At 42.7% G+C, this 21,001-nt stretch carries 24 protein-coding genes; 23 read left to right on the top strand and 1 reads right to left on the bottom strand.

Going from position 1 to position 21,001, the window contains the following annotated elements:
* The 16 genes from QM843_RS01095 (at window position 1) to QM843_RS01020 (ending at window position 12,807) form a co-directional block, all read left to right on the top strand.
* Entirely contained in the window at window positions 1–390 is a 390-nt protein-coding gene (locus QM843_RS01095) for a YtxH domain-containing protein (protein WP_000517384.1), read from the top strand.
* Between the two features lie 83 nt (window positions 391–473).
* Window positions 474–1,604, top strand: a complete 1,131-nt coding sequence (gene hemW, locus QM843_RS01090) for a radical SAM family heme chaperone HemW (protein WP_414304303.1) — start codon at window positions 474–476, stop codon at window positions 1,602–1,604.
* Between the two features lie 4 nt (window positions 1,605–1,608).
* Window positions 1,609–2,346, top strand: coding sequence for an acyl-ACP thioesterase domain-containing protein (locus QM843_RS01085; protein WP_414304302.1), 738 nt, complete (start codon window positions 1,609–1,611; stop codon window positions 2,344–2,346).
* Window positions 2,347–2,354: 8 nt separating this feature from the next.
* Complete coding sequence (locus QM843_RS01080) at window positions 2,355–3,128, top strand: TIGR01457 family HAD-type hydrolase (RefSeq protein ID WP_023946294.1); 774 nt, start codon at window positions 2,355–2,357, stop codon at window positions 3,126–3,128.
* The gene (locus QM843_RS01075; protein ID WP_049502185.1) at window positions 3,118–3,735 is read left to right on the top strand and encodes a TIGR01906 family membrane protein; all 618 of its coding nucleotides are present in this window, start codon (window positions 3,118–3,120) and stop codon (window positions 3,733–3,735) included. The genes QM843_RS01080 and QM843_RS01075 overlap by 11 nt, the downstream gene beginning before the upstream one ends.
* 211 nt (window positions 3,736–3,946) lie before the next feature.
* Window positions 3,947–4,348 (top strand): Spx/MgsR family RNA polymerase-binding regulatory protein, encoded by a 402-nt coding sequence (locus QM843_RS01070; protein WP_000631254.1) that lies wholly within the window; start codon window positions 3,947–3,949, stop codon window positions 4,346–4,348.
* A complete protein-coding gene (locus tag QM843_RS01065; RefSeq protein ID WP_414304301.1) occupies window positions 4,348–4,626 on the top strand; it encodes a UPF0223 family protein in 279 nt (92 codons plus the stop codon). Before QM843_RS01070 ends, QM843_RS01065 begins: the two co-directional genes overlap by 1 nt.
* Entirely contained in the window at window positions 4,616–5,389 is a 774-nt protein-coding gene (locus QM843_RS01060; RefSeq protein ID WP_000444054.1) for an inositol monophosphatase family protein, read from the top strand. Before QM843_RS01065 ends, QM843_RS01060 begins: the two co-directional genes overlap by 11 nt.
* Window positions 5,390–6,694 (top strand): RsmF rRNA methyltransferase first C-terminal domain-containing protein, encoded by a 1,305-nt coding sequence (locus QM843_RS01055; protein ID WP_414304300.1) that lies wholly within the window; start codon window positions 5,390–5,392, stop codon window positions 6,692–6,694. It abuts the gene before it with no gap.
* 220 nt (window positions 6,695–6,914) lie between these two features.
* Window positions 6,915–7,793 carry a phosphate ABC transporter substrate-binding protein PstS family protein gene (locus QM843_RS01050; protein ID WP_414304299.1) on the top strand — a complete coding sequence of 293 codons (879 nt, stop codon included), beginning with the start codon at window positions 6,915–6,917 and terminating at the stop codon, window positions 7,791–7,793.
* Window positions 7,793–8,710: a phosphate ABC transporter permease subunit PstC gene (gene pstC / locus QM843_RS01045; protein WP_001070903.1), complete on the top strand. Its 918-nt coding sequence runs from the start codon at window positions 7,793–7,795 to the stop codon at window positions 8,708–8,710. Before QM843_RS01050 ends, pstC begins: the two co-directional genes overlap by 1 nt.
* Entirely contained in the window at window positions 8,700–9,584 is an 885-nt protein-coding gene (gene pstA, locus QM843_RS01040; protein ID WP_000543046.1) for a phosphate ABC transporter permease PstA, read from the top strand. Before pstC ends, pstA begins: the two co-directional genes overlap by 11 nt.
* 10 nt (window positions 9,585–9,594) lie before the next feature.
* On the top strand, window positions 9,595–10,398 hold the full coding sequence (pstB, locus tag QM843_RS01035) for a phosphate ABC transporter ATP-binding protein PstB (protein WP_000049848.1): 804 nt from the start codon (window positions 9,595–9,597) through the stop codon (window positions 10,396–10,398).
* A gap of 12 nt (window positions 10,399–10,410) precedes the next feature.
* The gene (gene pstB, locus QM843_RS01030) at window positions 10,411–11,169 is read left to right on the top strand and encodes a phosphate ABC transporter ATP-binding protein PstB (RefSeq protein WP_000133484.1); all 759 of its coding nucleotides are present in this window, start codon (window positions 10,411–10,413) and stop codon (window positions 11,167–11,169) included.
* Between the two features lie 11 nt (window positions 11,170–11,180).
* Entirely contained in the window at window positions 11,181–11,834 is a 654-nt protein-coding gene (gene phoU / locus QM843_RS01025) for a phosphate signaling complex protein PhoU (protein WP_000946458.1), read from the top strand.
* A 157-nt stretch (window positions 11,835–11,991) separates the two neighbouring features.
* A complete protein-coding gene (locus QM843_RS01020; protein ID WP_314498928.1) occupies window positions 11,992–12,807 on the top strand; it encodes an ABC transporter substrate-binding protein in 816 nt (271 codons plus the stop codon).
* Between the two features lie 126 nt (window positions 12,808–12,933).
* Here the strand turns inward: QM843_RS01020 and QM843_RS01015 are convergent, their stop codons facing one another.
* Window positions 12,934–14,205: an aminotransferase-like domain-containing protein gene (locus QM843_RS01015; protein WP_314498925.1), complete on the bottom strand. Its 1,272-nt coding sequence runs from the start codon at window positions 14,203–14,205 to the stop codon at window positions 12,934–12,936.
* Between the two features lie 141 nt (window positions 14,206–14,346).
* On the opposite strand from QM843_RS01015, the gene budA reads away from it, so the two are divergent.
* The 7 genes from budA to QM843_RS00980 all read left to right on the top strand — a co-directional run bounded on the left by budA (window position 14,347) and on the right by QM843_RS00980 (window position 20,800).
* Window positions 14,347–15,078 (top strand): acetolactate decarboxylase, encoded by a 732-nt coding sequence (gene budA / locus QM843_RS01010; RefSeq protein WP_414304298.1) that lies wholly within the window; start codon window positions 14,347–14,349, stop codon window positions 15,076–15,078.
* Window positions 15,079–15,087: 9 nt separating this feature from the next.
* Window positions 15,088–15,840 carry a YhfC family intramembrane metalloprotease gene (locus QM843_RS01005; protein ID WP_414304297.1) on the top strand — a complete coding sequence of 251 codons (753 nt, stop codon included), beginning with the start codon at window positions 15,088–15,090 and terminating at the stop codon, window positions 15,838–15,840.
* A 113-nt stretch (window positions 15,841–15,953) separates the two neighbouring features.
* On the top strand, window positions 15,954–16,859 hold the full coding sequence (gene murB / locus QM843_RS01000) for a UDP-N-acetylmuramate dehydrogenase (RefSeq protein WP_000111599.1): 906 nt from the start codon (window positions 15,954–15,956) through the stop codon (window positions 16,857–16,859).
* A gap of 159 nt (window positions 16,860–17,018) precedes the next feature.
* Window positions 17,019–18,176 carry an ABC transporter ATP-binding protein gene (locus QM843_RS00995; protein ID WP_000742895.1) on the top strand — a complete coding sequence of 386 codons (1,158 nt, stop codon included), beginning with the start codon at window positions 17,019–17,021 and terminating at the stop codon, window positions 18,174–18,176.
* Window positions 18,157–18,963, top strand: a complete 807-nt coding sequence (locus tag QM843_RS00990) for an ABC transporter permease (RefSeq protein WP_000753801.1) — start codon at window positions 18,157–18,159, stop codon at window positions 18,961–18,963. Before QM843_RS00995 ends, QM843_RS00990 begins: the two co-directional genes overlap by 20 nt.
* Window positions 18,960–19,733, top strand: a complete 774-nt coding sequence (locus QM843_RS00985) for an ABC transporter permease (RefSeq protein ID WP_261053139.1) — start codon at window positions 18,960–18,962, stop codon at window positions 19,731–19,733. The genes QM843_RS00990 and QM843_RS00985 overlap by 4 nt, the downstream gene beginning before the upstream one ends.
* Window positions 19,730–20,800: an ABC transporter substrate-binding protein gene (locus tag QM843_RS00980; RefSeq protein WP_023946326.1), complete on the top strand. Its 1,071-nt coding sequence runs from the start codon at window positions 19,730–19,732 to the stop codon at window positions 20,798–20,800. The genes QM843_RS00985 and QM843_RS00980 overlap by 4 nt, the downstream gene beginning before the upstream one ends.
* The last annotated feature ends 201 nt before the right edge of the window (window positions 20,801–21,001 follow it).

Below are 21,001 nucleotides of genomic sequence, written 5' to 3'. Positions count from 1 at the left end.
ATGGGTAAACTATCCTCAATCCTTTTAGGAACCGTTTCAGGTGCAGCTCTTGCCTTGTTTTTAACAAGTGACAAGGGCAAACAAGTTTGCAGTCAGGCTCAAGATTTTCTAGATGACTTGAGAGAAGATCCTGAGTATGCCAAGGAGCAGGTCTGTGAAAAACTGACAGAAGTCAAGGAGCAGGCTACAGATTTTGTTCTTAAAACTAAAGAACAGGTTGAGTCAGGTGAAATCACTGTGGACAGTGTCCTTTCTCAAGCCAAATCATGTGTTCGTCAAGCGACAGAAGCATCAAAAGATCAATTCAATAATCTCAAGGAGCAATGGCAAGAAAAGGCTGAAACTCTTGATGAATCAGAAGAGATTGTTATTGACATAACAGAAGAATAAACCATCACCATCTCTGGACGGACTATGTATCTGGGGATGGTGATTTTTTTCTCGTAGCCTGTCTTTGTGGTATAATAATTACTATGCAGAAAAAACCAACGTCAGCCTATGTGCACATCCCATTTTGTACCCAGATTTGTTATTATTGTGACTTTTCAAAAGTTTTTATCAAGAATCAGCCGGTAGATAGTTATTTGGAACATCTGTTAGAAGAGTTTCAATCTTATGATATTCAAAAGTTGCGAACCCTCTATATCGGTGGTGGCACACCGACAGCTTTGTCAGCTTCTCAACTGGAGGTGTTATTGAAGGGCTTGACTAAAAACTTGGACTTGTCTGTCTTAGAAGAGTTGACCATTGAAGCCAATCCAGGCGACTTGGATGCAGATAAGATAGCTGTTTTGAAAAACTCGGCTGTCAATCGTGTTTCGCTAGGTGTGCAAACCTTTGACGATAAAATGCTGAAAAAGATTGGGCGCAGTCATTTGGAGAAGGATATTTATGAAAATATCGACCGCCTGAAACTGGCTGGTTTTGACAATATCTCCATTGATTTGATCTATGCACTGCCTGGTCAGACCATGGAGCAAGTTAAGGAAAATGTGGCTAAGGCCATTGGACTGAATATTCCCCATATGAGTTTGTATAGCTTAATTTTAGAAAACCATACGGTTTTTATGAACCGCATGCGACGAGGGAAGTTGCCTTTACCTAAGGAGGAACTGGAAGCTGAGATGTTTGAATATATCATCGCAGAGCTGGAGCGAGCAGGTTTTGAGCATTATGAGATTTCAAATTTCTCCAAATCTGGTTTTGAAAGTCGCCATAATCTCATGTACTGGGACAATGCTGAATACTATGGCATCGGTGCTGGGGCATCTGGTTATGTCAATGGGATTCGCTATAAAAATCATGGTCCCATTCGTCATTATCTCAGTGCAGTTGAGGAAGGCAATGCTCGGATCACAGAAGAGCACTTAAGTCAAAAAGAGCAAATGGAAGAAGAAATGTTCTTGGGGCTCCGTAAGAAATCAGGGGTATCTATGGCGCGATTTGAGGAAAAATTTAGCCAATCTTTTGAAGAAATTTATGGAAAAATTGTCAGAGACTTGGTTCAACAAGGTCTCATGCAAATAGAGGGTGACCGAGTTCGCATGACAAAGAGAGGTCTCTTTTTGGGAGATACTGTAGCAGAACGATTTATTTTGGAGTAGGATTATGGGCTTAACTTATCAAATGAAAATGAAAATTCCTTTTGATATGGCTGATATGAACGGTCATATCAAACTCCCAGATGTGATTTTGCTATCCTTGCAAGTTTCAGGGATGCAGTCGATTGAACTGGGAGTTAGTGATAAGGCCATTTTGGAAGACTATAATCTGGTCTGGATTATCACAGACTATGATATTGAGGTGGTTCGTTTGCCTCGTTTTACAGAAGAAATCACTATCGAAACGGAAGCCCTGAGCTACAATCGACTTTTTTGCTACCGTCGCTTTACCATTTATGATGAAGGAGGGCAAGAGCTTATCCAGATGATGGTGACCTTTGTTCTCATGGATCGAGACAGTCGAAAAGTCCATGCAGTCGAACCTGGGATTGTGGCTCCTTACCAGTCTGATTTTAATAAAAAGCTTATCCGTGGACCAAAGTATGCAAATCTAGAAGAGCCAATCAGCAAGGATTACCATGTCCGTTTTTACGACTTGGATATGAATGGTCATGTTAATAACAGTAAGTATCTGGACTGGATTTTTGAGGTTATGGGAGCGGATTTTTTGACCCAATATATTCCCAAGAAAATCAACCTCAAGTATGTCAAGGAAGTTAGACCAGGTGGGGTGATTACATCGGCTGTTGAACGGACTGGACTGGAAAGCAAGCATGAGATTACAAGCGACGGGGCTACCAATGCCCAAGCTATCATCACTTGGCAAGAAATGAAGAAGGATTAGAGAAAAATATGAAGTATAAAGGCTATTTAATTGATTTAGACGGAACCATTTATAAGGGGAAAGATCGAATTCCAGCAGGAGAGGCTTTTGTCCACGAATTGCAAAAGCGAGACATCCCCTATCTCTTTGTGACTAACAATACAACCCGCACTCCAGAGAGTGTTCAGGAGATGTTGGCTCAGAATTTTAATATCGATACGCCCCTATCGACTGTCTACACAGCGACTTTGGCGACTATCGACTATATGAACGACTTGGGGCTTGAAAAGACCGTCTATGTCATCGGAGAAGCAGGGCTTAAGGAAGCCATCAAGGCGGCTGGTTATGTGGAAGACAAGGATAATCCTGCCTATGTGGTAGTAGGCCTGGACTGGCAAGTTGACTATGAAAAATTTGCCATAGCAACTCTAGCTATTCAAAAAGGTGCCCACTTTATCGGAACCAATCCTGACCTCAACATCCCGACAGAGCGCGGTCTTTTGCCTGGTGCTGGTTCACTGATTACCCTTCTTGAAGTGGCAACACGAGTGAAGCCTGTTTATATTGGGAAACCAAATGCCATCATTATGGACAAGGCGGTTGAGCACTTAGGTTTGGAACGTGAAGAATTAATCATGGTTGGGGACAATTATTTGACTGATATTCGAGCTGGGATTGACAATGGCATTCCAACTCTCTTGGTGACAACAGGTTTTACCAAGGCAGAAGAAGTGGCAGACCTGCCAATCGCACCGACTCATGTGGTTTCTAGCCTTGCGGAGTGGAACTTTGATGAAAACTAAACTGACCTTTTGGAGCTCTATGCTCTTTCTCCTCTCCTTCTCAATTCTTTTGACCATTTATTTGGCTTGGATTTTTTATCCTTTGGAGATTGAGTGGCTGAACTTGACGGATCGAGTTTATCTAAAACCAGAAACCATTCAATATAACTTTCATATCTTGATGGATTACCTGACCAATCCTTTTAGTCAGGTCTTGCAGATGCCAGATTTTCGTTCGTCAGCAGCTGGTCTGCACCATTTTGCGGTGGTCAAGAACCTCTTTCACCTAGTTCAGCTAGTAGCTCTAGTGACACTGCCAAGTTTCTATGTCTTTGTCAAAGGGATTGTGAAAAAGGGCTTTTTATCTCTATTTAGTAAAGGGCTTTTGGCTCTAGTAGTCTTACCTGTGATGATTGGGCTTGGGGGAGTTTTGATTGGTTTTGACCAATTCTTTACCCTTTTCCATCAAATTCTCTTTGTGGGAGATGATACCTGGCTTTTTGACCCAGCCAAGGATCCAGTTATTTTAATTTTACCAGAGACCTTCTTCCTACATGCCTTCCTCCTCTTTTTTGCCCTCTATGAAAGCTTCTTTGGTTTTCTATACCTGAAAAGCCGTAGGAAGTGAAACGAAAGATATTCTTATTTTGCATAAATCAATTAGGTATGTGATTCGAAACTATTGTCAAGAATGAATTAATCAAATCTAAAAAGAGTTAATCGTTCGCAAACAGTCTATTTTTCTTGAAAAAATAGGCTTTTTTTCTAAAAATCTCTAGTCAAGCGCTTTATTTTTTTGTATAATAGAAGTAGCAAAGTATAGATAAGAAGAGAAAAGCATGATTACACTATTTCTATCACCGAGCTGTACTTCATGTCGTAAGGCGAAGGCCTGGTTAGAAAAACATAAGGTGCCCTTTGAGGAGCACAATATTATGACCAGTCCTTTAACGAGAAAAGAATTGCAACACATTCTTTCCTTGACCGAAAATGGTACTGATGACATCATTTCAACTCGTTCAAAAATTTTTCAAAAATTAGATATTGATGTAGAAAGTATTTCGGTATCAGAATTGCTTCATTTGATTGAGCAGTACCCTAGTCTTTTGCGTCGTCCCATTATTATTGATGCCAAACGCATGCAAATTGGTTTTAATGAAGATGAGATTCGTGCTTTTCTCCCTCGTAGTTACCGTAAGCAAGAACTAAAAGAAGCAAGAATGAGAGCTGGTATTAGTTAATGAACAAACAGTATAGTTACCCACTAGATTTGTCGTGGAGCACTGAAGAACTTGCTTCAGTGCTTTCTTTTTTTAATGATGTTGAAGTTGCCTATGAAGGCAAGGTAGAGGCTAAAAAGTTACTGGACTCCTATAAGGGATTCAAAGCGGTCGTGCCAAGCAAGAGCGAAGAAAAACGTTTGGGACGAGAATTTGAAACAGTTAGTGGCTATTCGCTTTATCGAGCAGTTCAGACTGCCAAGGAAAAAGGGGAAGGGAAGATTTCTCTTGGAAAGTAAATTTGAATTTGCTAAAGAGCTTGTCAATAAGGCGGGTCAGTACATTCTTGACCATATGCAGGAAGACTTGTGTGTTGAAACCAAGTCCTCTCCAACAGATTTGGTGACCAGACTGGACAAGGAAGTTCAGGAACTCTTGGTTAGTGAGATTTTGTCTCGTTATCCTGAGGATAAGATTTGTGCTGAAGAAGGGTGTCTGCGAGCCTCGGTTAAAGAGGGTAAGGTTTGGGTCATTGATCCCATCGATGGGACCAATAATTTTGTGGCCCAGCAGGAAGATTTTGCTGTCATGATGGCTTATTTTGAAAATGGTCAGGGACAGTTTGGTCTGATTTATGATGTGGTCAAAGGGGATTGTTACCACGGTGGTGGGGAATTTCCAGTTTGTCTAAATGATAGGCCCCTAGCTCCCTTTAAAGCAAAACCACTTGGAGATTTCCTTATTGCAGGGAATAGTGGTATGCTGGAAACCAATGAATGGGGTCTGGCTGATTTGGGTCGAGCGGTCCTCGGTGTACGTGTCTATGGGAGTGCGGCCATTAGTTTTGCCAAGATTTTGTCAGGGCGTTTGTTGACCTATGTCACCTATCTGCAACCATGGGATTATGCCGCTGCAAGTATTTTAGGGGAAAGTCTGGGCTATCGGGTTGTGACCCTATCTGGTCAACCGCTTGATTTTCAAACCAGACAACCGGTCATGATGTTACCTCTTGAGATGCAGGAGGAAATTCAGTCCTATATTTACGAAAGGAAAAGAACTTAGATGCAATTTCCAGAAGGATTTGTTGAAAAATATGAAGAGATATTAGGAGATGAGGCAAGAGATTTTCTTGCCTCTTTTGAGGAGGAAGCGGTTTCGGCTTTTCGGATCAATCCTTTAAAAGAAGCGACAGTTTCCTTTCCTGATGCCATTCCTCAAACTCCTTGGGGCCACTATGGGAAGGTTTCAGGGAAATCGCCTGAGCATGCTACAGGGTTGGTTTATTCGCAAGAACCCGCTGCTCAGATGGTTGCTCAGGTAGCCCAGCCCAGCCCTGGTATGAAGGTCTTGGATTTGGCAGCTGCACCGGGTGGTAAATCAACTCAATTAGCAGCCTATCTAGCAGGGGAGGGTCTCCTTGTTTCCAATGAAATTTCAAGCAAACGGGCTAAGATTTTAGTAGAAAACATGGAGCGCTTTGGAGCGACAAATGTTGTGGTGACCAATGAATCTGCTGACCGTTTGGCCAAGGTTTTTAAGGGCTATTTTGACCTCATTGTCCTTGATGCCCCTTGCTCTGGTGAAGGGATGTTCCGTAAGCAACCAGATGCTATGGACTATTGGAGTCTTGATTATCCTAGTCAATGTGCTAGCTTGCAAAGAGAAATTCTAGCGGATGCGGTAACCATGCTAGCTGAAGGTGGTCGTCTGGTTTATTCGACCTGTACCTGGGCACCCGAGGAAAACGAAGAGATCGTCAATTGGTTGCTGGAAGAGTATGATTTTGACTTGTTACCAGTTGATCATATCAATGGAATGGTAGCTGGTATTGACCTGCCAGAAACGGCTCGTATGTACCCACATCATTTTAAGGGAGAGGGGCAGTTTGTAGCTCATCTACAGTTTAAGGGTGACAATCCAGCTCCTAAATTTAAGGCAAGTAAGAGCAATCTCAGCCGAGAACAAGTTGTCTTGTGGCAGGAATTTGCCCAAAAACACTTGAAGGTTAATCTACCGGGTATCTTGCAGACTTTTGGGGATCAACTCTATCTCTTGCCAGAACTCTTGCCAGATTTAGGGAAACTCAAGATTGCTCGCAATGGACTGCATCTGGGAACCTTCAAGAAGAAACGCTTTGAACCTAGTTTTGCTCTTGGTCTAGCCTTGAAACCAAGTCAGGTCAAACAGTCGGTTGAAATTGACCAAGAAGAGTTTGTAAAGTATGCGGCTGGAGAGACTGTCCAGCTGGCGGAAAGTCTGCCAAATGGTTGGTACCAAGTTTTGGTTCAAGGCAATGGTTTGGGCTTTGCTAAGGTGACTGGAAATGTTTTGAAAAATTATTTTCCAAAAGGCCTCAGATTCAAGTGAAAATGCTAGTCAAAGTAGCTTGTCTATGTTATAGTGGAAGTATGGATTTTTTCAAATTGTCTTTTATTTTAAGTCAAAATTTGTTGAGAAGGTAGCTGAGCAAATTTCTAGTAAAATTAAGCTAGTAACTTCAGTTGGATCCCAATTTTAAAAAAGAAAAACATAACTAAATAGTTGAAAAAATTCATAGCATTCACCATTATTTTCAAGGAGAAAAACAGTGAAAAAAAGGAAAAAACTCGCTCTATCCCTTGCGGCTCTTTTGCTAGCAGGTTCTTTGGCGGGATGTGCTAGCTGGATTGATCGTGGAGAATCCATGACAGCTGTTGGCTCAACGGCTCTTCAGCCCTTGGTCGAAGCAGCAGCAGATGAATTTGGCTCTATGCACATTGGAAAAACAGTTAACGTTCAAGGTGGAGGATCTGGTACAGGTCTGTCTCAGGTTCAATCTGGAGCCGTTGATGTAGGAAATTCAGACGTATTTGCCGAGGAAAAAGACGGTATCAACGCTTCAGCCCTAGTGGATCACAAGGTTGCGGTAGCAGGATTGGCGGTGATTGTGAACAAAGAAGTTGACGTTGAAAATCTGACAACAGAACAACTTCGTAGCATCTTCACAGGTCAAGTAACCAACTGGAAAGAAATCGGTGGGAAAGACCTAGTCATTTCCATTATCAACCGCGCGGCAAGTTCTGGTTCACGTGCAACCTTTGATAGTGTTGTCATGGATGGTCAATCTGCCGTGCAGAGTCAAGAACAGGATTCAAACGGGATGGTCAAAAACATTGTTTCCCAGACACCAGGAGCCATTTCTTACCTAGCCTTTGCATATGTGGATGACTCGGTGAAACGCATGAAGTTGAATGGCTATGAGCCGATTGCAGAAAATGTTACAACCAATAACTGGCCTTTGTGGTCTTATGAACACATGTATACACTAGGCCAACCGAATGAATTGGTGGCAGAATTTCTTAACTTTGTCCTCTCAGATGAAGCGCAAAGTGGAATCGTTAAGGGAATGGGCTATATTTCTGTCAAGGAAATGAAGGTTGAAAAAGATGCTGTAGGAACGGTGACAGCACTAGAAGGGAGTCAATAATGAATCAAGAAGAATTAGCTAAAAAATTACTTTCTCCCTCAAAGAACTCTCGTCTAGAGAAATTAGGAAAAGGATTGACCTTTGCCTGTCTGTCTTTGATTGTCATCATCGTGGCTATGATTTTGATTTTCGTAGCCCAAAAAGGCTTGTCGACCTTCTTTGTCAATGGGGTTAACATCTTTGATTTCCTTTTTGGACAAACTTGGAATCCTTCAGGTAAACAATTTGGTGCCCTTCCCATGATTTTGGGTTCCTTCATTGTCACAATCCTATCAGCCCTTATCGCAACTCCTTTTGCCATTGGTGCGGCAGTCTTTATGACTGAAGTCTCACCAAAAGGTGCTAGAATCTTGCAACCAGCCATTGAATTGCTAGTCGGAATTCCTTCCGTCGTGTATGGATTTATCGGTTTGCAGGTCGTAGTTCCCTTTGTCCGTAGTGTCTTTGGTGGTACTGGTTTTGGGATTTTGTCAGGAATTTTCGTTCTCTTTGTCATGATCTTACCGACGGTAACCTTTATGACAACCGATAGCTTGCGTGCGGTGCCTCGTCACTACCGCGAAGCTAGTTTGGCTATGGGAGCCACTCGCTGGCAAACCATCTGGCGCGTGACCTTGAAGGCTGCGCGTTCAGGGATTTTCACAGCAGTGGTCTTTGGGATGGCGCGTGCCTTTGGTGAAGCCTTAGCCATTCAGATGGTGGTCGGAAACTCAGCTGTTGTCCCAACTTCACTAACAACACCTGCTGCGACCTTGACCTCTGTTTTGACCATGGGTATCGGAAATACCGTTATGGGAACCGTTGACAATAACGTTCTCTGGTCACTGGCCTTAGTCTTGCTCTTGATGAGTTTGGCCTTCAACAGTGTGATTAAATTGATTACGAAAGAAAGAGGAAAGAAAAACTATGCACGCTAAGAAATTAGATAAAATTGCAACAGCTGTCCTCTACTCGATTGCAGGGATTATTGTGGCCATCTTGGCATCCTTGATTCTTTATATCTTGGTTCGTGGTTTGCCCCACATCTCTTGGTCTTTCTTGACCGGCAAATCATCTTCCTACCAAGCAGGCGGAGGAATTGGAATTCAGCTCTATAATTCCTTCTTCCTTCTGGTCATCACCTTGATTATCTCTGTGCCTTTATCTATGGGTGCTGGGATTTTCCTCGCTGAATATGCCAAAAAAGGTCCTGTGACCAATTTTGTCAGAACCTGTATTGAAATCTTGTCATCATTGCCATCAGTGGTTGTAGGTCTCTTTGGTTACTTGATCTTTGTAGTTCAGTTTGAGTATGGATTTTCAATCATTTCTGGTGCCTTGGCCTTGACCGTCTTTAACCTGCCTCAGATGACTCGTAATGTTGAGGACAGCTTAAAACACGTTCACCACACGCAACGTGAAGCTGGCCTAGCCCTTGGGATTTCTCGTTGGGAGACTGTAGTCCATGTGGTCATTCCAGAAGCCCTTCCAGGGATTGTAACGGGGGTTGTCTTGGCCTCTGGTCGTATCTTTGGTGAGGCTGCTGCTTTGATTTACACAGCAGGACAATCCGCTCCAGCTCTTGACTGGTCTAACTGGAACATTCTCAGTGTGACCAGCCCAATCTCTATCTTCCGTCAAGCAGAAACCTTGGCTGTCCACATCTGGAAAGTCAATAGCGAAGGAACCATTCCAGATGGAACCATCGTATCAGCAGGTTCTGCGGCCGTGCTCCTCATCTTTATCCTTATCTTTAACTTTGGAGCCCGTAAACTCGGAAGCTACCTACATAAGAAATTAACTGCTGCCTAAAGGAGAAGCCATGTCAAAATATAATTGGGATGAAAAGCATATCATCACCTTTCCTGAAGAGAAAGTGGCCCTCTCTACTAAGGATTTACATGTTTACTACGGTAAAAATGAATCCATCAAGGGCATCGATATGCAATTTGAAAAAAATAAAATTACAGCCTTAATTGGCCCATCTGGATCAGGGAAATCAACCTACCTCCGCAGTCTCAACCGTATGAATGATACCATTGATATTGCCAAGGTAACAGGTCAAATCCTCTACCAAGGGATTGATGTCAACCGTCCAGAAATCAATGTCTACGAGATGCGTAAACACATCGGAATGGTCTTCCAACGACCAAATCCTTTTGCTAAGTCTATCTACCGCAATATCACTTTTGCCCATGAACGTGCAGGGGTTAAGGACAAGCAAGTCTTGGATGAAATTGTGGAAACCTCTCTTCGTCAAGCTGCCCTTTGGGATCAGGTCAAAGACGATTTGCACAAGTCCGCCTTGACCCTGTCAGGTGGTCAGCAGCAACGTCTCTGTATCGCTCGTGCCATCTCTGTCAAACCAGATATCCTTTTGATGGATGAACCAGCGTCAGCCTTGGATCCAATTGCGACAGCCCAACTGGAAGAAACTATGTTGGAATTGAAAAAGGACTTTACCATCATCATCGTGACCCACAGTATGCAGCAGGCTGCGCGTGCTAGTGACTACACAGGATTTTTCTACTTGGGTGACTTGATCGAGTACGATAAGACCTCTAATATTTTCCAAAATGCTAAACTACAGTCAACCAATGACTACGTAACTGGACACTTTGGATAGAAAGGAAACAGTATGACAGAAGCGATTTTACAGGTGTCAGACCTGTCCGTTTACTACAATCAAAAAAAGGCCTTGAATAGTGTTTCCCTATCTTTCCAACCTAAGGAAATTACAGCCTTGATTGGTCCATCTGGATCAGGGAAATCAACCCTCCTCAAGGCAATCAACCGCATGGGAGATCTTAATCCAGAGGTGACCACAACTGGTTCGGTGGTTTATAATGGTCACAACATTTACAGCCCACGTACAGATACAGTTGAATTGAGGAAGGAAATCGGTATGGTTTTCCAACAGCCCAACCCCTTCCCTATGTCTATCTACGAAAATGTTGTTTACGGGCTTCGTATCAATGGAGTTAAGGACAAGCAGGTTCTGGACGAGGCGGTAGAAAAAGCCTTGCAACGGGCTTCTATCTGGGATGAGGTCAAGGATCGCCTGCATGATTCAGCTATCGGACTTTCAGGTGGCCAACAGCAACGTGTTTGCGTTGCCCGTGTTTTGGCAACTAGTCCTAAAATCATTCTCTTGGATGAACCGACTTCAGCCTTGGACCCTATCTCAGCTGGTAAGATTGAGGAAACCTTGTATGGTCTAAAAGATAAATATACCATGCTCTTGGTTACGCGTTCTATGCAACAAGCCTCTCGTATTTCTGACAAGACAGGATTTTTCCTAGATGGAGATTTGATTGAGTTTAACGATACCAAGAAGATGTTCCTCAACCCACAACACAAGGAAACAGAAGACTATATTTCAGGAAAATTTGGATAAGGAGATAAATGATGTTACGTTCTCAATTTGAAGAAGATTTGGAGAAATTGCACAACCAGTTCTATGCCATGGGACAAGAAGTGCTATCCCAAATCAATCGTACAGTGCGTGCCTTTGTTACGCATGACCGTGATTTGGCCAAGGAAGTCATCGAAGACGATGCAGAAGTAAACGAATACGAAGTGAAATTGGAAAAGAAATCATTTGAAATGATTGCCCTTCAACAACCGGTTTCTCAGGACTTGCGTACTGTTTTGACAGTCTTGAAGGCTGTATCTGACTTGGAACGTATGGGTGACCATGCCGTTTCCATTGCCAAGGCGGCAATTCGTATGAAGGGGGAGCAACGCATCCCAGCTGTTGAAGAAGAAATAAAGAGAATGGGTCGCGATGTCAAGAACTTCGTCGAAGCAGCCCTTGAACTCTATCTCAATGGTTCAGTAGATCAGGCCTATGAAGTAGCAGCAATGGATGAAAAAATCAACCATTACTTTGATAGCATTCGTGACTTGGCTACAGAAGAAATCAAGAAAAATCCTGATGCCATTGTTACAGGTCGTGATTATTTCCAAGTGATTGCCTTCTTGGAACGTATTGGAGACTATGCCAAGAATATCTGTGAATGGGTTGTTTACTTTGAAACAGGTAAGATTGTCGAACTATAAAATAGATTCATTCTGTATAAAAAGGAGCTTGAAATCAATTGATAGCTCCTTTTGTTGAATGAAAAAAATATTTTTAAGATAAAAATTCAAAAAACACTTGACAAGCAACTTGGATAGCGTTATAATTATACAAAATTAACAGAGAGGTTGTTTATTTATGAAATCAAAAAAATGGATATTTGTTTTATGTAGCTTTCTTGCAAGTTTCTTCTTAGTGGCTTGCCAGTCGGATTCTAACGGTTCTCAGTCAGCTGTTGAGGCCATCAAGCAAAAGGGGAAATTAGTTGTGGCGACCAGTCCAGACTATGCACCCTTTGAATTCCAATCCTTAGTTGACGGGAAAAATCAGGTAGTTGGTGCGGATATTGACATGGCTCAGGCTATCGCTGATGAACTTGGGGTGAAGTTGGAAATTTCAAGCATGAGTTTTGATAATGTCTTGACTAGTCTTCAAACTGGTAAGTCTGACCTAGCGGTCGCAGGAATTAGCGCTACTGACGAGAGAAAAGAAGTCTTTGATTTTTCAATCCCTTACTATGAAAACAAGATTAGTTTCTTGGTTCGTAAGGCTGATGTAGAAAAATACAAGGATTTAACTAGCCTTGAAAGTGCTAATATTGCAGCCCAAAAAGGGACTGTTCCAGAAGCTATGGTCAAGGAACAATTGCCAAAAGCGCAATTGACTTCCCTAACCAATATGGGTGAAGCAGTCAATGAATTGCAGGCTGGAAAAGTTGATGCTGTTCACATGGATGAGCCTGTTGCTCTTAGCTATGCTGCTCAAAACGCTGACCTAGCTGTCGCAACTGTCAGCTTGAAGATGAAGGACGGCGAAGCTAATGCAGTTGCCCTTAGAAAAAATAGTGCTGATTTGAAAGAAGTAGTGGACAAGGTCATCCAAAAACTCAAGGATGACGGTACCTACCAAAAATATCTTGAAAAAGCGGCAACCTTAACAGAAGTTGAAGAATAATACTCAATGAAAATCAAAGAGCAAACTAGGAAGCTAGCCGCAAGCTGTACTTGAGTACGGTAAGGCGACGCTGACGTGGTTTGAATTTGATTTTCGAAGAGTATAAGAAAAAAGCAGAGTTGGAAGTCAATCCAATTCTGCTTTTAAATAGTCTAAAACTTTTTTTAGATTGTCTAGGGCAACCTTGGCAAATTGATAAGGGCAGGCATCCAAGTATGCCTCTTCAAAGAAGTCCAATTTCAGCTGACTGTGTTTGAGGCTGGCGATTTTAGAATACTGTCTCAGGTCTAGCAATAAACCATCGTGTAGGGGATAATGAGGAAGGGGACAAGGAGTGTTAGCTAGTCTTTCCTCGATTTGTTTTTGGTAGTCTTCCTGATTGGACAAGCGAGCTAGACGGTTTTTCTCAAACAGTTGACTGTCAATATAGAGTGACAGGGCCTTTTGCATGATAAGGTTGCTGTCGTAGTCTAGGATATTTTTATAGGCCACAAAGGCTTCTTTGATAGCATTTGGAAGGATGAGTGCTGTTATCCGCAGGGCTGGAAAGAGGCTGGTTGAGAAGGACTTTATGTAAATGACGCGCTCCTCTGTATCTAGATAGTGGAAGGTCTGGCCCTTTTTAGAGTCCAAATCCCCCAGATAGTCGTCCTCTACGATATAGACACCATACTTGGCAGCTAAGTCAAGAATAGTCCGTTTGTCCTGCTCTGAATAGGAATGCCCCAGAGGATAGTGAAAACGAGGAATTGTATAGAAAAACTTAATTTTTCCTGTTTTGAAGTGGCCTTCCAGCTCCTCCAAGTCAATCCCATCAATGCCTCGTTCAATCGTTTGATAGTCCAGACCTTGAGCAATCAAGAGGCGATTCATCCGATGGTAGGTCGGCTGTTCCACCAAGATTTCCTTGGCTTGGCTAGGAAAGGAAATTTGAGAAAGGATAAACAAGGCTTGCTGGGTTCCAGAAGTCAATATCAACTGGTCTGCCTTGCAGTAGAGAGCTTGGTCAAAGAGGAGTTTATGAATGGATTGTCTTAAGTCTTCTAATCCTTCTTGGTTGTCATAGTAGTTGAAGAGGTAGTTTTCCCGACCAATCAAGGTTTCATTGATACAGAGTCGGAAATCGTCATAGGCACTGGCATGTTCGTCAGTGACTTCGATTTCTAGATCCTGGTGTTGCCCTTGTTCTAGGACATAGTAACCACTCTGGGGCTTGGCATAGAGGTATTGTTCGTGCCGTAATTCCAGCAGGGCTCGTTGAATGGTATCCTTGCTACAGTGGAAGTCAAGGCTCAGTTGACGGATAGAAGGCAGGCGGCTTCCCGTCGAAAATCGTCCAGACTCGATACCATTTTTTAGAAAGGAAACGACCTCTTGGTACTTGCTTTGTTTCTTCATTCCAAACCTCCCTTGATTTTGTTACATTGTACCTTTTTTTTTCCTTCTTGGCAATGTCTAGGGTGTTTCTCTCGTTCACATCTAGGGGCAAATGTGGTATACTTAGGAGTAACATTTATAGAATAACAGATAAGAAAGTGAATGGATAAGAACGTGCAGGAACCAGTGAAATTATTTCAATACAATACCCTTGGAGCCTTGATGGCAGGCCTTTATGGTGGTACCATGACAGTAGGAGAATTGCTAGAGCATGGTGACCTTGGTTTGGGAACCTTGGATTCCATTGATGGGGAATTGATTATCTTGGATGGCAAGGCCTATCAGGCCAAAGGCTCAGGAGAGCAACCGGAAATTGTAGAAGTGTCACCAGATGCTCTTATTCCTTACGCAGCAGTGGTACCGCATCAGGCAGAGGTCATTTTCCGCCAACGCTTTGAGATGACGGACAAGGAATTGGAAGAACGAATTGAGTCTTATTATGATGGGGAAAATCTTTTCCGCTCAATTAAGATTCGTGGCGAATTTTCACATATGCATGTGCGCATGATTCCCAAGTCGACACCAGATACCAAGTTTGCTGAGGTCGCAACCCATCAACCGGAATATAGTCGTGACAATGTGGCGGGGACCATTGTTGGTTTCTGGACGCCAGAGATTTTCCATGGGGTCAGTGTGGCAGGCTACCATCTGCACTTCATTTCAGATGATTTGACCTTCGGTGGACATGTCATGAACTTTGTCATCAAGGAAGGCATTATCGAGGTAGGAGCAGTTGACCAGTTGGACCAGCGTTTTCCAGTCCAAGACCGTCAATACTTGTTTGCTAAGTTCAATGTTGATGAGATGAAAAAAGATATTGAAAAGGCAGAATAGGAGACGAAAATGACCATTCATATTATCATTACCATGGTGCTGTTGCTGGCTTTCTTGATAGGGAGCATTTGGTATGCCAAAAAGAAATACCAGATTAATCTAGCTGTCTTGGGCTTGGGTGCTATTGCTTTCTTTGTCTCTTCACAGATTTTAGAAAAACTGGTGCATATCTTGGTTTTACATCCTCAAAAAGACGGTAGTATTGCCCTCTTGCGAGACCATCCGCTTGTCTATATCATCTATGGCCTAGCCATGGCAGCCTTTTTTGAGGAAACTGCTCGTCTTATTTTCTTCAAATGGTTGGAGAAAAAGAGAAGTTTGGAAAAGGCAGATGCCTTGGCTTATGGATTGGGGCATGGTGGCTTGGAGTTGATTTTCCTAGGTCTTACTAGTTTGATTAATCTCTACATCGTTCTCTCAGCAGTTCAAACTCAGAATCCACAGGTCATGCAATTGCTGTCTGAAAATATGTTAAAAACCATTCAGTCACTTTCTGTCTGGCAGATTTATTTGCTTGGTTTTGAACGGATTCTGGCTCTAGGTTTCCAATTGCTTTTGACTGTTTGGGTTTACCAAGCTGTTCGCCAGAAGAAATGGATTTATCTCCTAGCAGCCTATGGCCTACATGCCTTCTTTGACCTGGCACCATCTCTAGCCCAAGTTGGCTGGCTTACAAGTCCAGTCTTAGTTGAAGTCATTCTACTAGTTGAACTGATCCTAGTTGCCTATGGAACCAAGGCTATCTTTTGCAAAAAATCATAAGAAAAAGGGGGAAACCTCTTTTTTTGTTTAAAATAAGCCCAAGATTTTTTTAGGGTCGTCAAATGGTCTTAAAAATGGTATAATGGAATGAATTTTGTAAAAGGAAGAGTGTCATGTCAGTAAAAGAAAACATGCTTGAAATCTTAGAAGGGATTGATATCCGTTTCAAAGAACCCTTGCATAGCTATAGTTATACAAAAGTAGGTGGAGAGGCCGATTATTTGGTCTTTCCACGAAATCGTTTTGAGTTGGCGCGCGTTGTCAAATTTGCCAATCAAGAAAATATCCCTTGGATGGTGCTGGGAAATGCTAGCAACATCATTGTTCGTGATGGTGGGATTCGTGGATTTGTTATCTTGTGTGACAAGCTCAATCATGTTTCCGTTGATGGCTATACCATCGAAGCTGAGGCTGGTGCTAACTTGATTGAAACAACTCGCATTGCCCTCCGTCATAGTTTGACTGGTTTTGAGTTTGCTTGTGGTATTCCTGGAAGTGTCGGTGGTGCTGTCTTTATGAATGCGGGTGCCTATGGTGGTGAGATTGCCCACATCTTACAGTCTTGTAAAATTTTGACCAAGGATGGAGAAATCGAGACCCTATCTGTCAAGGACTTGGCTTTTGGTTACCGCCATTCAGCCATTCAGGAGTCTGGTGCAGTTGTCTTATCAGCTAAATTTGCCCTAGCCCCAGGAAGCCATCCGGTTATCAAGCAAGAAATGGATCGCTTGACGCATCTACGTGAACTCAAGCAACCTTTAGAATATCCATCTTGTGGTTCGGTCTTTAAGCGTCCAGTAGGGCATTTTGCAGGTCAGTTAATTTCTGAAGCTGGCTTGAAAGGCTATCGTATTGGTGGAGTAGAAGTCTCAGAAAAACACGCAGGTTTTATGATCAATGTCGCTGATGGAACGGCTAAAGACTACGAGGACTTGATTGAGTCTGTGATTGAAAAAGTCAAGGAACACTCAGGTGTCACCCTTGAGAGGGAAGTCCGTATTTTAGGTGAAAGCAAGTAGGAAGCTTTGGCTAAAAAGCTGCTGCTATGTCATGGAAAGGGGGTGAAAGCCTATCGTCAGTGCAGAAGAATGTAGGCAGTTCAATCTCCTACACGAGGTGGTAGCGGCCTGACAGAGCCCTGATCTGTTAATCTATGAAAAAGAAGGAATAAATGACAATTGAAAAAACCAATTATTGAATTCAAAAACGTTTCTAAGGTTTTTGAAGACAGCAACACCAAGGTTCTCAAAGATATTAACTTTGAGTTGGAAGAAGGGAAATTCTACACCCTTTTAGGCGCATCTGGTTCAGGGAAATCAACCATCCTTAACATCATTGCAGGTTTACTAGATGCTACGACTGGAGATATTTTGCTGGACGGTGTTCGTATCAACGACATTCCAACCAACAAGCGAGACGTCCATACGGTCTTCCAATCCTATGCCTTGTTTCCACATATGAATGTGTTTGAAAATGTTGCCTTTCCGCTCCGCTTGCGCAAGATTGACAAGAAAGAAATCGAGAAACGCGTAGCGGAAGTTCTCAAGATGGTTCAGTTGGAAGGTTACGAAAAACGTTCCATCCGTAAACTTTCTGGAGGACAACGCCAGCGTGTGGCTATTGCCCGTGCCATCATCAACCAACCCCGTGTGGTTTTGTTGGATGAGCCTTTGTCAGCGTTGGACTTGAAATTAAGAACAGACATGCAGTACGAACTGCGTGAACTACAACAACGATTGGGAATCACCTTTGTTTTTGTTACTCACGATCAGGAAGAAGCCCTCGCCATGAGTGACTGGATTTTTGTTATGAATGATGGCGAGATTGTCCAGTCAGGAACACCTGTGGACATCTATGATGAGCCAATCAACCACTTTGTTGCCACCTTTATCGGTGAGTCAAATATCTTGCCAGGAACCATGATTGAGGACTACTTGGTTGAGTTTAACGGCAAACGCTTCGAAGCGGTCGATGGTGGGATGAAGCCAAACGAGCCAGTCGAAGTCGTGATTCGTCCAGAGGACTTGCGCATTACTCTTCCTGAAGAAGGTAAGCTCCAAGTTAAGGTCGATACCCAGCTTTTCCGTGGGGTTCACTATGAGATTATCGCCTACGACGAACTTGGCAATGAATGGATGATCCACTCAACTCGTAAGGCCATCGTTGGTGAGGAAATCGGTCTGGACTTTGAACCAGAAGACATCCACATCATGCGTCTCAACGAAACCGAAGAAGAGTTCGATGCTCGTATCGAAGAATACGTAGAAATCGAAGAGCAAGAAGCAGGTCTGATTAACGCGATCGAGGAGGAAAGAGATGAAGAAAACAAGCTCTAAACTCTTTGTAGTGCCCTACATGCTCTGGATTGCCCTCTTTGTATTGGCACCCTTGGTCTTGATTTTTGGTCAATCCTTTTTCAACATTGAAGGCCAGTTTAGTTTAGAAAACTATAAATCCTACTTTGCATCACAAAACTTAACCTATCTCAAAATGAGTTTTAACTCTGTACTTTATGCAGGGATTGTGACCTTTGTGACCTTGCTTATCAGCTATCCAACGGCCCTCTTCTTAACCCGTCTTAAGCACCGTCAACTCTGGCTCATGCTGATTATCCTGCCAACTTGGATCAACCTACTCCTTAAGGCCTATGCCTTTATCGGAATTTTTGGTCAGAATGGATCTATTAACCAATTCTTGGAATTTATCGGAATCGGTTCGCAACAGTTGCTCTTTACCGATTTCTCCTTTATCTTTGTCGCAAGCTACATTGAGCTTCCCTTTATGATTTTGCCCATTTTCAATGTCTTGGATGATATGGATAACAATCTTATCAATGCCAGCTATGACTTGGGGGCGACCAAGTGGGAGACCTTCCGTCATGTCATCTTTCCTCTATCGATGAACGGTGTGAGAAGTGGGGTTCAGTCTGTCTTTATTCCAAGTTTGAGTCTCTTCATGCTGACCCGTTTGATTGGTGGGAACCGCGTTATCACCTTGGGGACAGCCATTGAGCAAAACTTCCTGACAAATGACAACTACGGTATGGGTTCAACCATCGGTGTAATTCTCATCTTGACCATGTTCATCACCATGTGGGTGACCAAGGAAAGGAGAGAACGATGAAAAAATTTGCCAATCTTTATCTGGGACTGGTCTTTCTTGTCCTCTACCTGCCGATTTTTTACTTGATTGGTTACGCCTTTAATGCAGGAAACGACATGAATAGCTTTACAGGCTTCAGCTTGAGCCATTTTAAAACCATGTTTGGCGATGGTCGCCTTATGTTGATTGTGACTCAGACCTTTTTCTTGGCCTTTCTGTCAGCCTTGATAGCGACCATTATCGGGACTTTTGGAGCTATTTACATTTACCAGTCTCGCAAGAGATACCAAGAAGCCTTTCTTTCACTCAATAATATCCTCATGGTTGCGCCTGATGTTATGATTGGTGCCAGCTTCTTGATTCTCTTTACCCAACTCAAGTTTTCACTTGGCTTTTTGACCGTTCTATCTAGTCACGTGGCCTTCTCCATTCCTATCGTGGTCTTGATGGTCTTGCCTCGACTCAAGGAAATGAACGGTGACATGATTCATGCGGCCTATGACTTGGGAGCTAGTCAATTTCAGATGTTCAAGGAAATTATGCTTCCTTACCTGACTCCGTCTATCATTGCAGGTTATTTCATGGCCTTCACTTATTCGCTAGATGACTTTGCTGTGACCTTCTTTGTAACGGGAAATGGCTTTTCAACCCTATCAGTCGAGATTTACTCTCGTGCTCGCAAGGGGATTTCCTTAGAAATCAATGCCCTGTCTGCCCTCGTCTTTCTCTTTAGTATTATCCTAGTTGTTGGATATTACTTTATCTCACGTGAGAAGGAGGAGCAAGCATGAAAAAACTCTATTCATTTTTAGCAGGAATTGTAGCCATTATCCTCGTCTTGTGGGGAATTGCGACGCATTTAGATAGTAAAATCAATAGCCGAGATAGTCAAAAACTGGTTATCTACAACTGGGGGGACTATATAGATCCTGAACTCTTGACTCAGTTCACAGAAGAAACAGGAATCCAAGTCCAGTACGAGACTTTTGACTCCAATGAAGCCATGTATACCAAGATCAAGCAGGGTGGAACGACCTACGATATTGCCATTCCTAGTGAATACATGATTAACAAGATGAAGGACGAAGACCTCTTGGTACCGCTTGATTATTCAAAACTTGAAGGTCTTGAAAATATCGGACCAGAGTTTCTCAACCAGTCCTTTGACCCAGGCAATAAATTCTCTATCCCTTACTTCTGGGGAACCTTAGGAATTGTCTACAATGAAACCATGGTAGATGAGGCTCCTGAGCATTGGGACGACCTCTGGAAACCAGAGTATAAGAACTCTATCATGCTCTTTGATGGGGCGCGTGAGGTATTGGGACTGGGTCTCAACTCCCTCGGCTACAGCCTCAACTCCAAGGATACCCAGCAGTTGGAAGAAACAGTGGATAAGCTCTATAAATTGACTCCAAATATCAAGGCCATCGTTGCCGACGAGATGAAGGGTTACATGATTCAGAATAACGCTGCTATCGGAGTGACCTTCTCTGGTGAAGCCAGCCAAATGCTAGAAAAAAATGAAAACCTACGCTATGTGGTACCGACTGAGGCCAGCAACCTTTGGTTTGACAATATGGTCATTCCAAAAACCGTGAAAAACCAAGATGCCGCCTATGCCTTTATCAATTTTATGTTGAAACCTGAAAATGCTCTCAAAAATGCAGAGTATGTCGGCTATTCAACTCCAAACCTACCAGCTAAGGAACTGCTCCCAGAGGAGAAAAAAGAAGACAAGGCCTTCTATCCAGATGCTGAAACCATGAAACACCTAGAAGTTTACGAGAAATTTAACCATAAATGGACAGGCAAATACAGCGACCTCTTCCTACAATTTAAAATGTATCGGAAGTAGGAGCTAAACGGATGAAAACGAATCAGTCAGCTGGTTCGTTTTTTAGAAAAAATAGAAATCATGGTATAATAGTTTTAGGGTGAGAGTTATTAGTATTGTTTACAGCATCTCTGAAAATTTAATTCCAAAGGAGTTCAAAATGAGTCAGACTACGCAAATGCATATATATATATATATATATATAACCTAATAAAAAAATGC

The organism is Streptococcus mitis (assembly GCF_047463435.1).
GTDB classification, from domain to species: domain Bacteria; phylum Bacillota; class Bacilli; order Lactobacillales; family Streptococcaceae; genus Streptococcus; species Streptococcus mitis_DS.
This window is presented reverse-complemented; position numbering and strand designations above follow the sequence as displayed.

Bases quoted from the DNA above. Each gene is read 5' to 3' on its own strand.
- QM843_RS01095 (WP_000517384.1), top strand. From the start codon at position 1: ATGGGTAAACTATCCTCAATCCTTTTAGGAACCGTTTCAGGTGCAGCT.
- hemW (WP_414304303.1), top strand. From the start codon at position 474: ATGCAGAAAAAACCAACGTCAGCCTATGTGCACATCCCATTTTGTACC.
- QM843_RS01085 (WP_414304302.1), top strand. From the start codon at position 1,609: ATGGGCTTAACTTATCAAATGAAAATGAAAATTCCTTTTGATATGGCT.
- QM843_RS01080 (WP_023946294.1), top strand. From the start codon at position 2,355: ATGAAGTATAAAGGCTATTTAATTGATTTAGACGGAACCATTTATAAG.
- QM843_RS01075 (WP_049502185.1), top strand. From the start codon at position 3,118: ATGAAAACTAAACTGACCTTTTGGAGCTCTATGCTCTTTCTCCTCTCC.
- QM843_RS01070 (WP_000631254.1), top strand. From the start codon at position 3,947: ATGATTACACTATTTCTATCACCGAGCTGTACTTCATGTCGTAAGGCG.
- QM843_RS01065 (WP_414304301.1), top strand. From the start codon at position 4,348: ATGAACAAACAGTATAGTTACCCACTAGATTTGTCGTGGAGCACTGAA.
- QM843_RS01055 (WP_414304300.1), top strand. From the start codon at position 5,390: ATGCAATTTCCAGAAGGATTTGTTGAAAAATATGAAGAGATATTAGGA.
- pstC (WP_001070903.1), top strand. From the start codon at position 7,793: ATGAATCAAGAAGAATTAGCTAAAAAATTACTTTCTCCCTCAAAGAAC.
- pstA (WP_000543046.1), top strand. From the start codon at position 8,700: ATGCACGCTAAGAAATTAGATAAAATTGCAACAGCTGTCCTCTACTCG.
- pstB (WP_000049848.1), top strand. From the start codon at position 9,595: ATGTCAAAATATAATTGGGATGAAAAGCATATCATCACCTTTCCTGAA.
- pstB (WP_000133484.1), top strand. From the start codon at position 10,411: ATGACAGAAGCGATTTTACAGGTGTCAGACCTGTCCGTTTACTACAAT.
- phoU (WP_000946458.1), top strand. From the start codon at position 11,181: ATGTTACGTTCTCAATTTGAAGAAGATTTGGAGAAATTGCACAACCAG.
- QM843_RS01020 (WP_314498928.1), top strand. From the start codon at position 11,992: ATGAAATCAAAAAAATGGATATTTGTTTTATGTAGCTTTCTTGCAAGT.
- QM843_RS01015 (WP_314498925.1), bottom strand. From the start codon at position 14,205: ATGAAGAAACAAAGCAAGTACCAAGAGGTCGTTTCCTTTCTAAAAAAT.
- budA (WP_414304298.1), top strand. From the start codon at position 14,347: ATGGATAAGAACGTGCAGGAACCAGTGAAATTATTTCAATACAATACC.
- QM843_RS01005 (WP_414304297.1), top strand. From the start codon at position 15,088: ATGACCATTCATATTATCATTACCATGGTGCTGTTGCTGGCTTTCTTG.
- murB (WP_000111599.1), top strand. From the start codon at position 15,954: ATGTCAGTAAAAGAAAACATGCTTGAAATCTTAGAAGGGATTGATATC.
- QM843_RS00990 (WP_000753801.1), top strand. From the start codon at position 18,157: ATGAAGAAAACAAGCTCTAAACTCTTTGTAGTGCCCTACATGCTCTGG.
- QM843_RS00985 (WP_261053139.1), top strand. From the start codon at position 18,960: ATGAAAAAATTTGCCAATCTTTATCTGGGACTGGTCTTTCTTGTCCTC.
- QM843_RS00980 (WP_023946326.1), top strand. From the start codon at position 19,730: ATGAAAAAACTCTATTCATTTTTAGCAGGAATTGTAGCCATTATCCTC.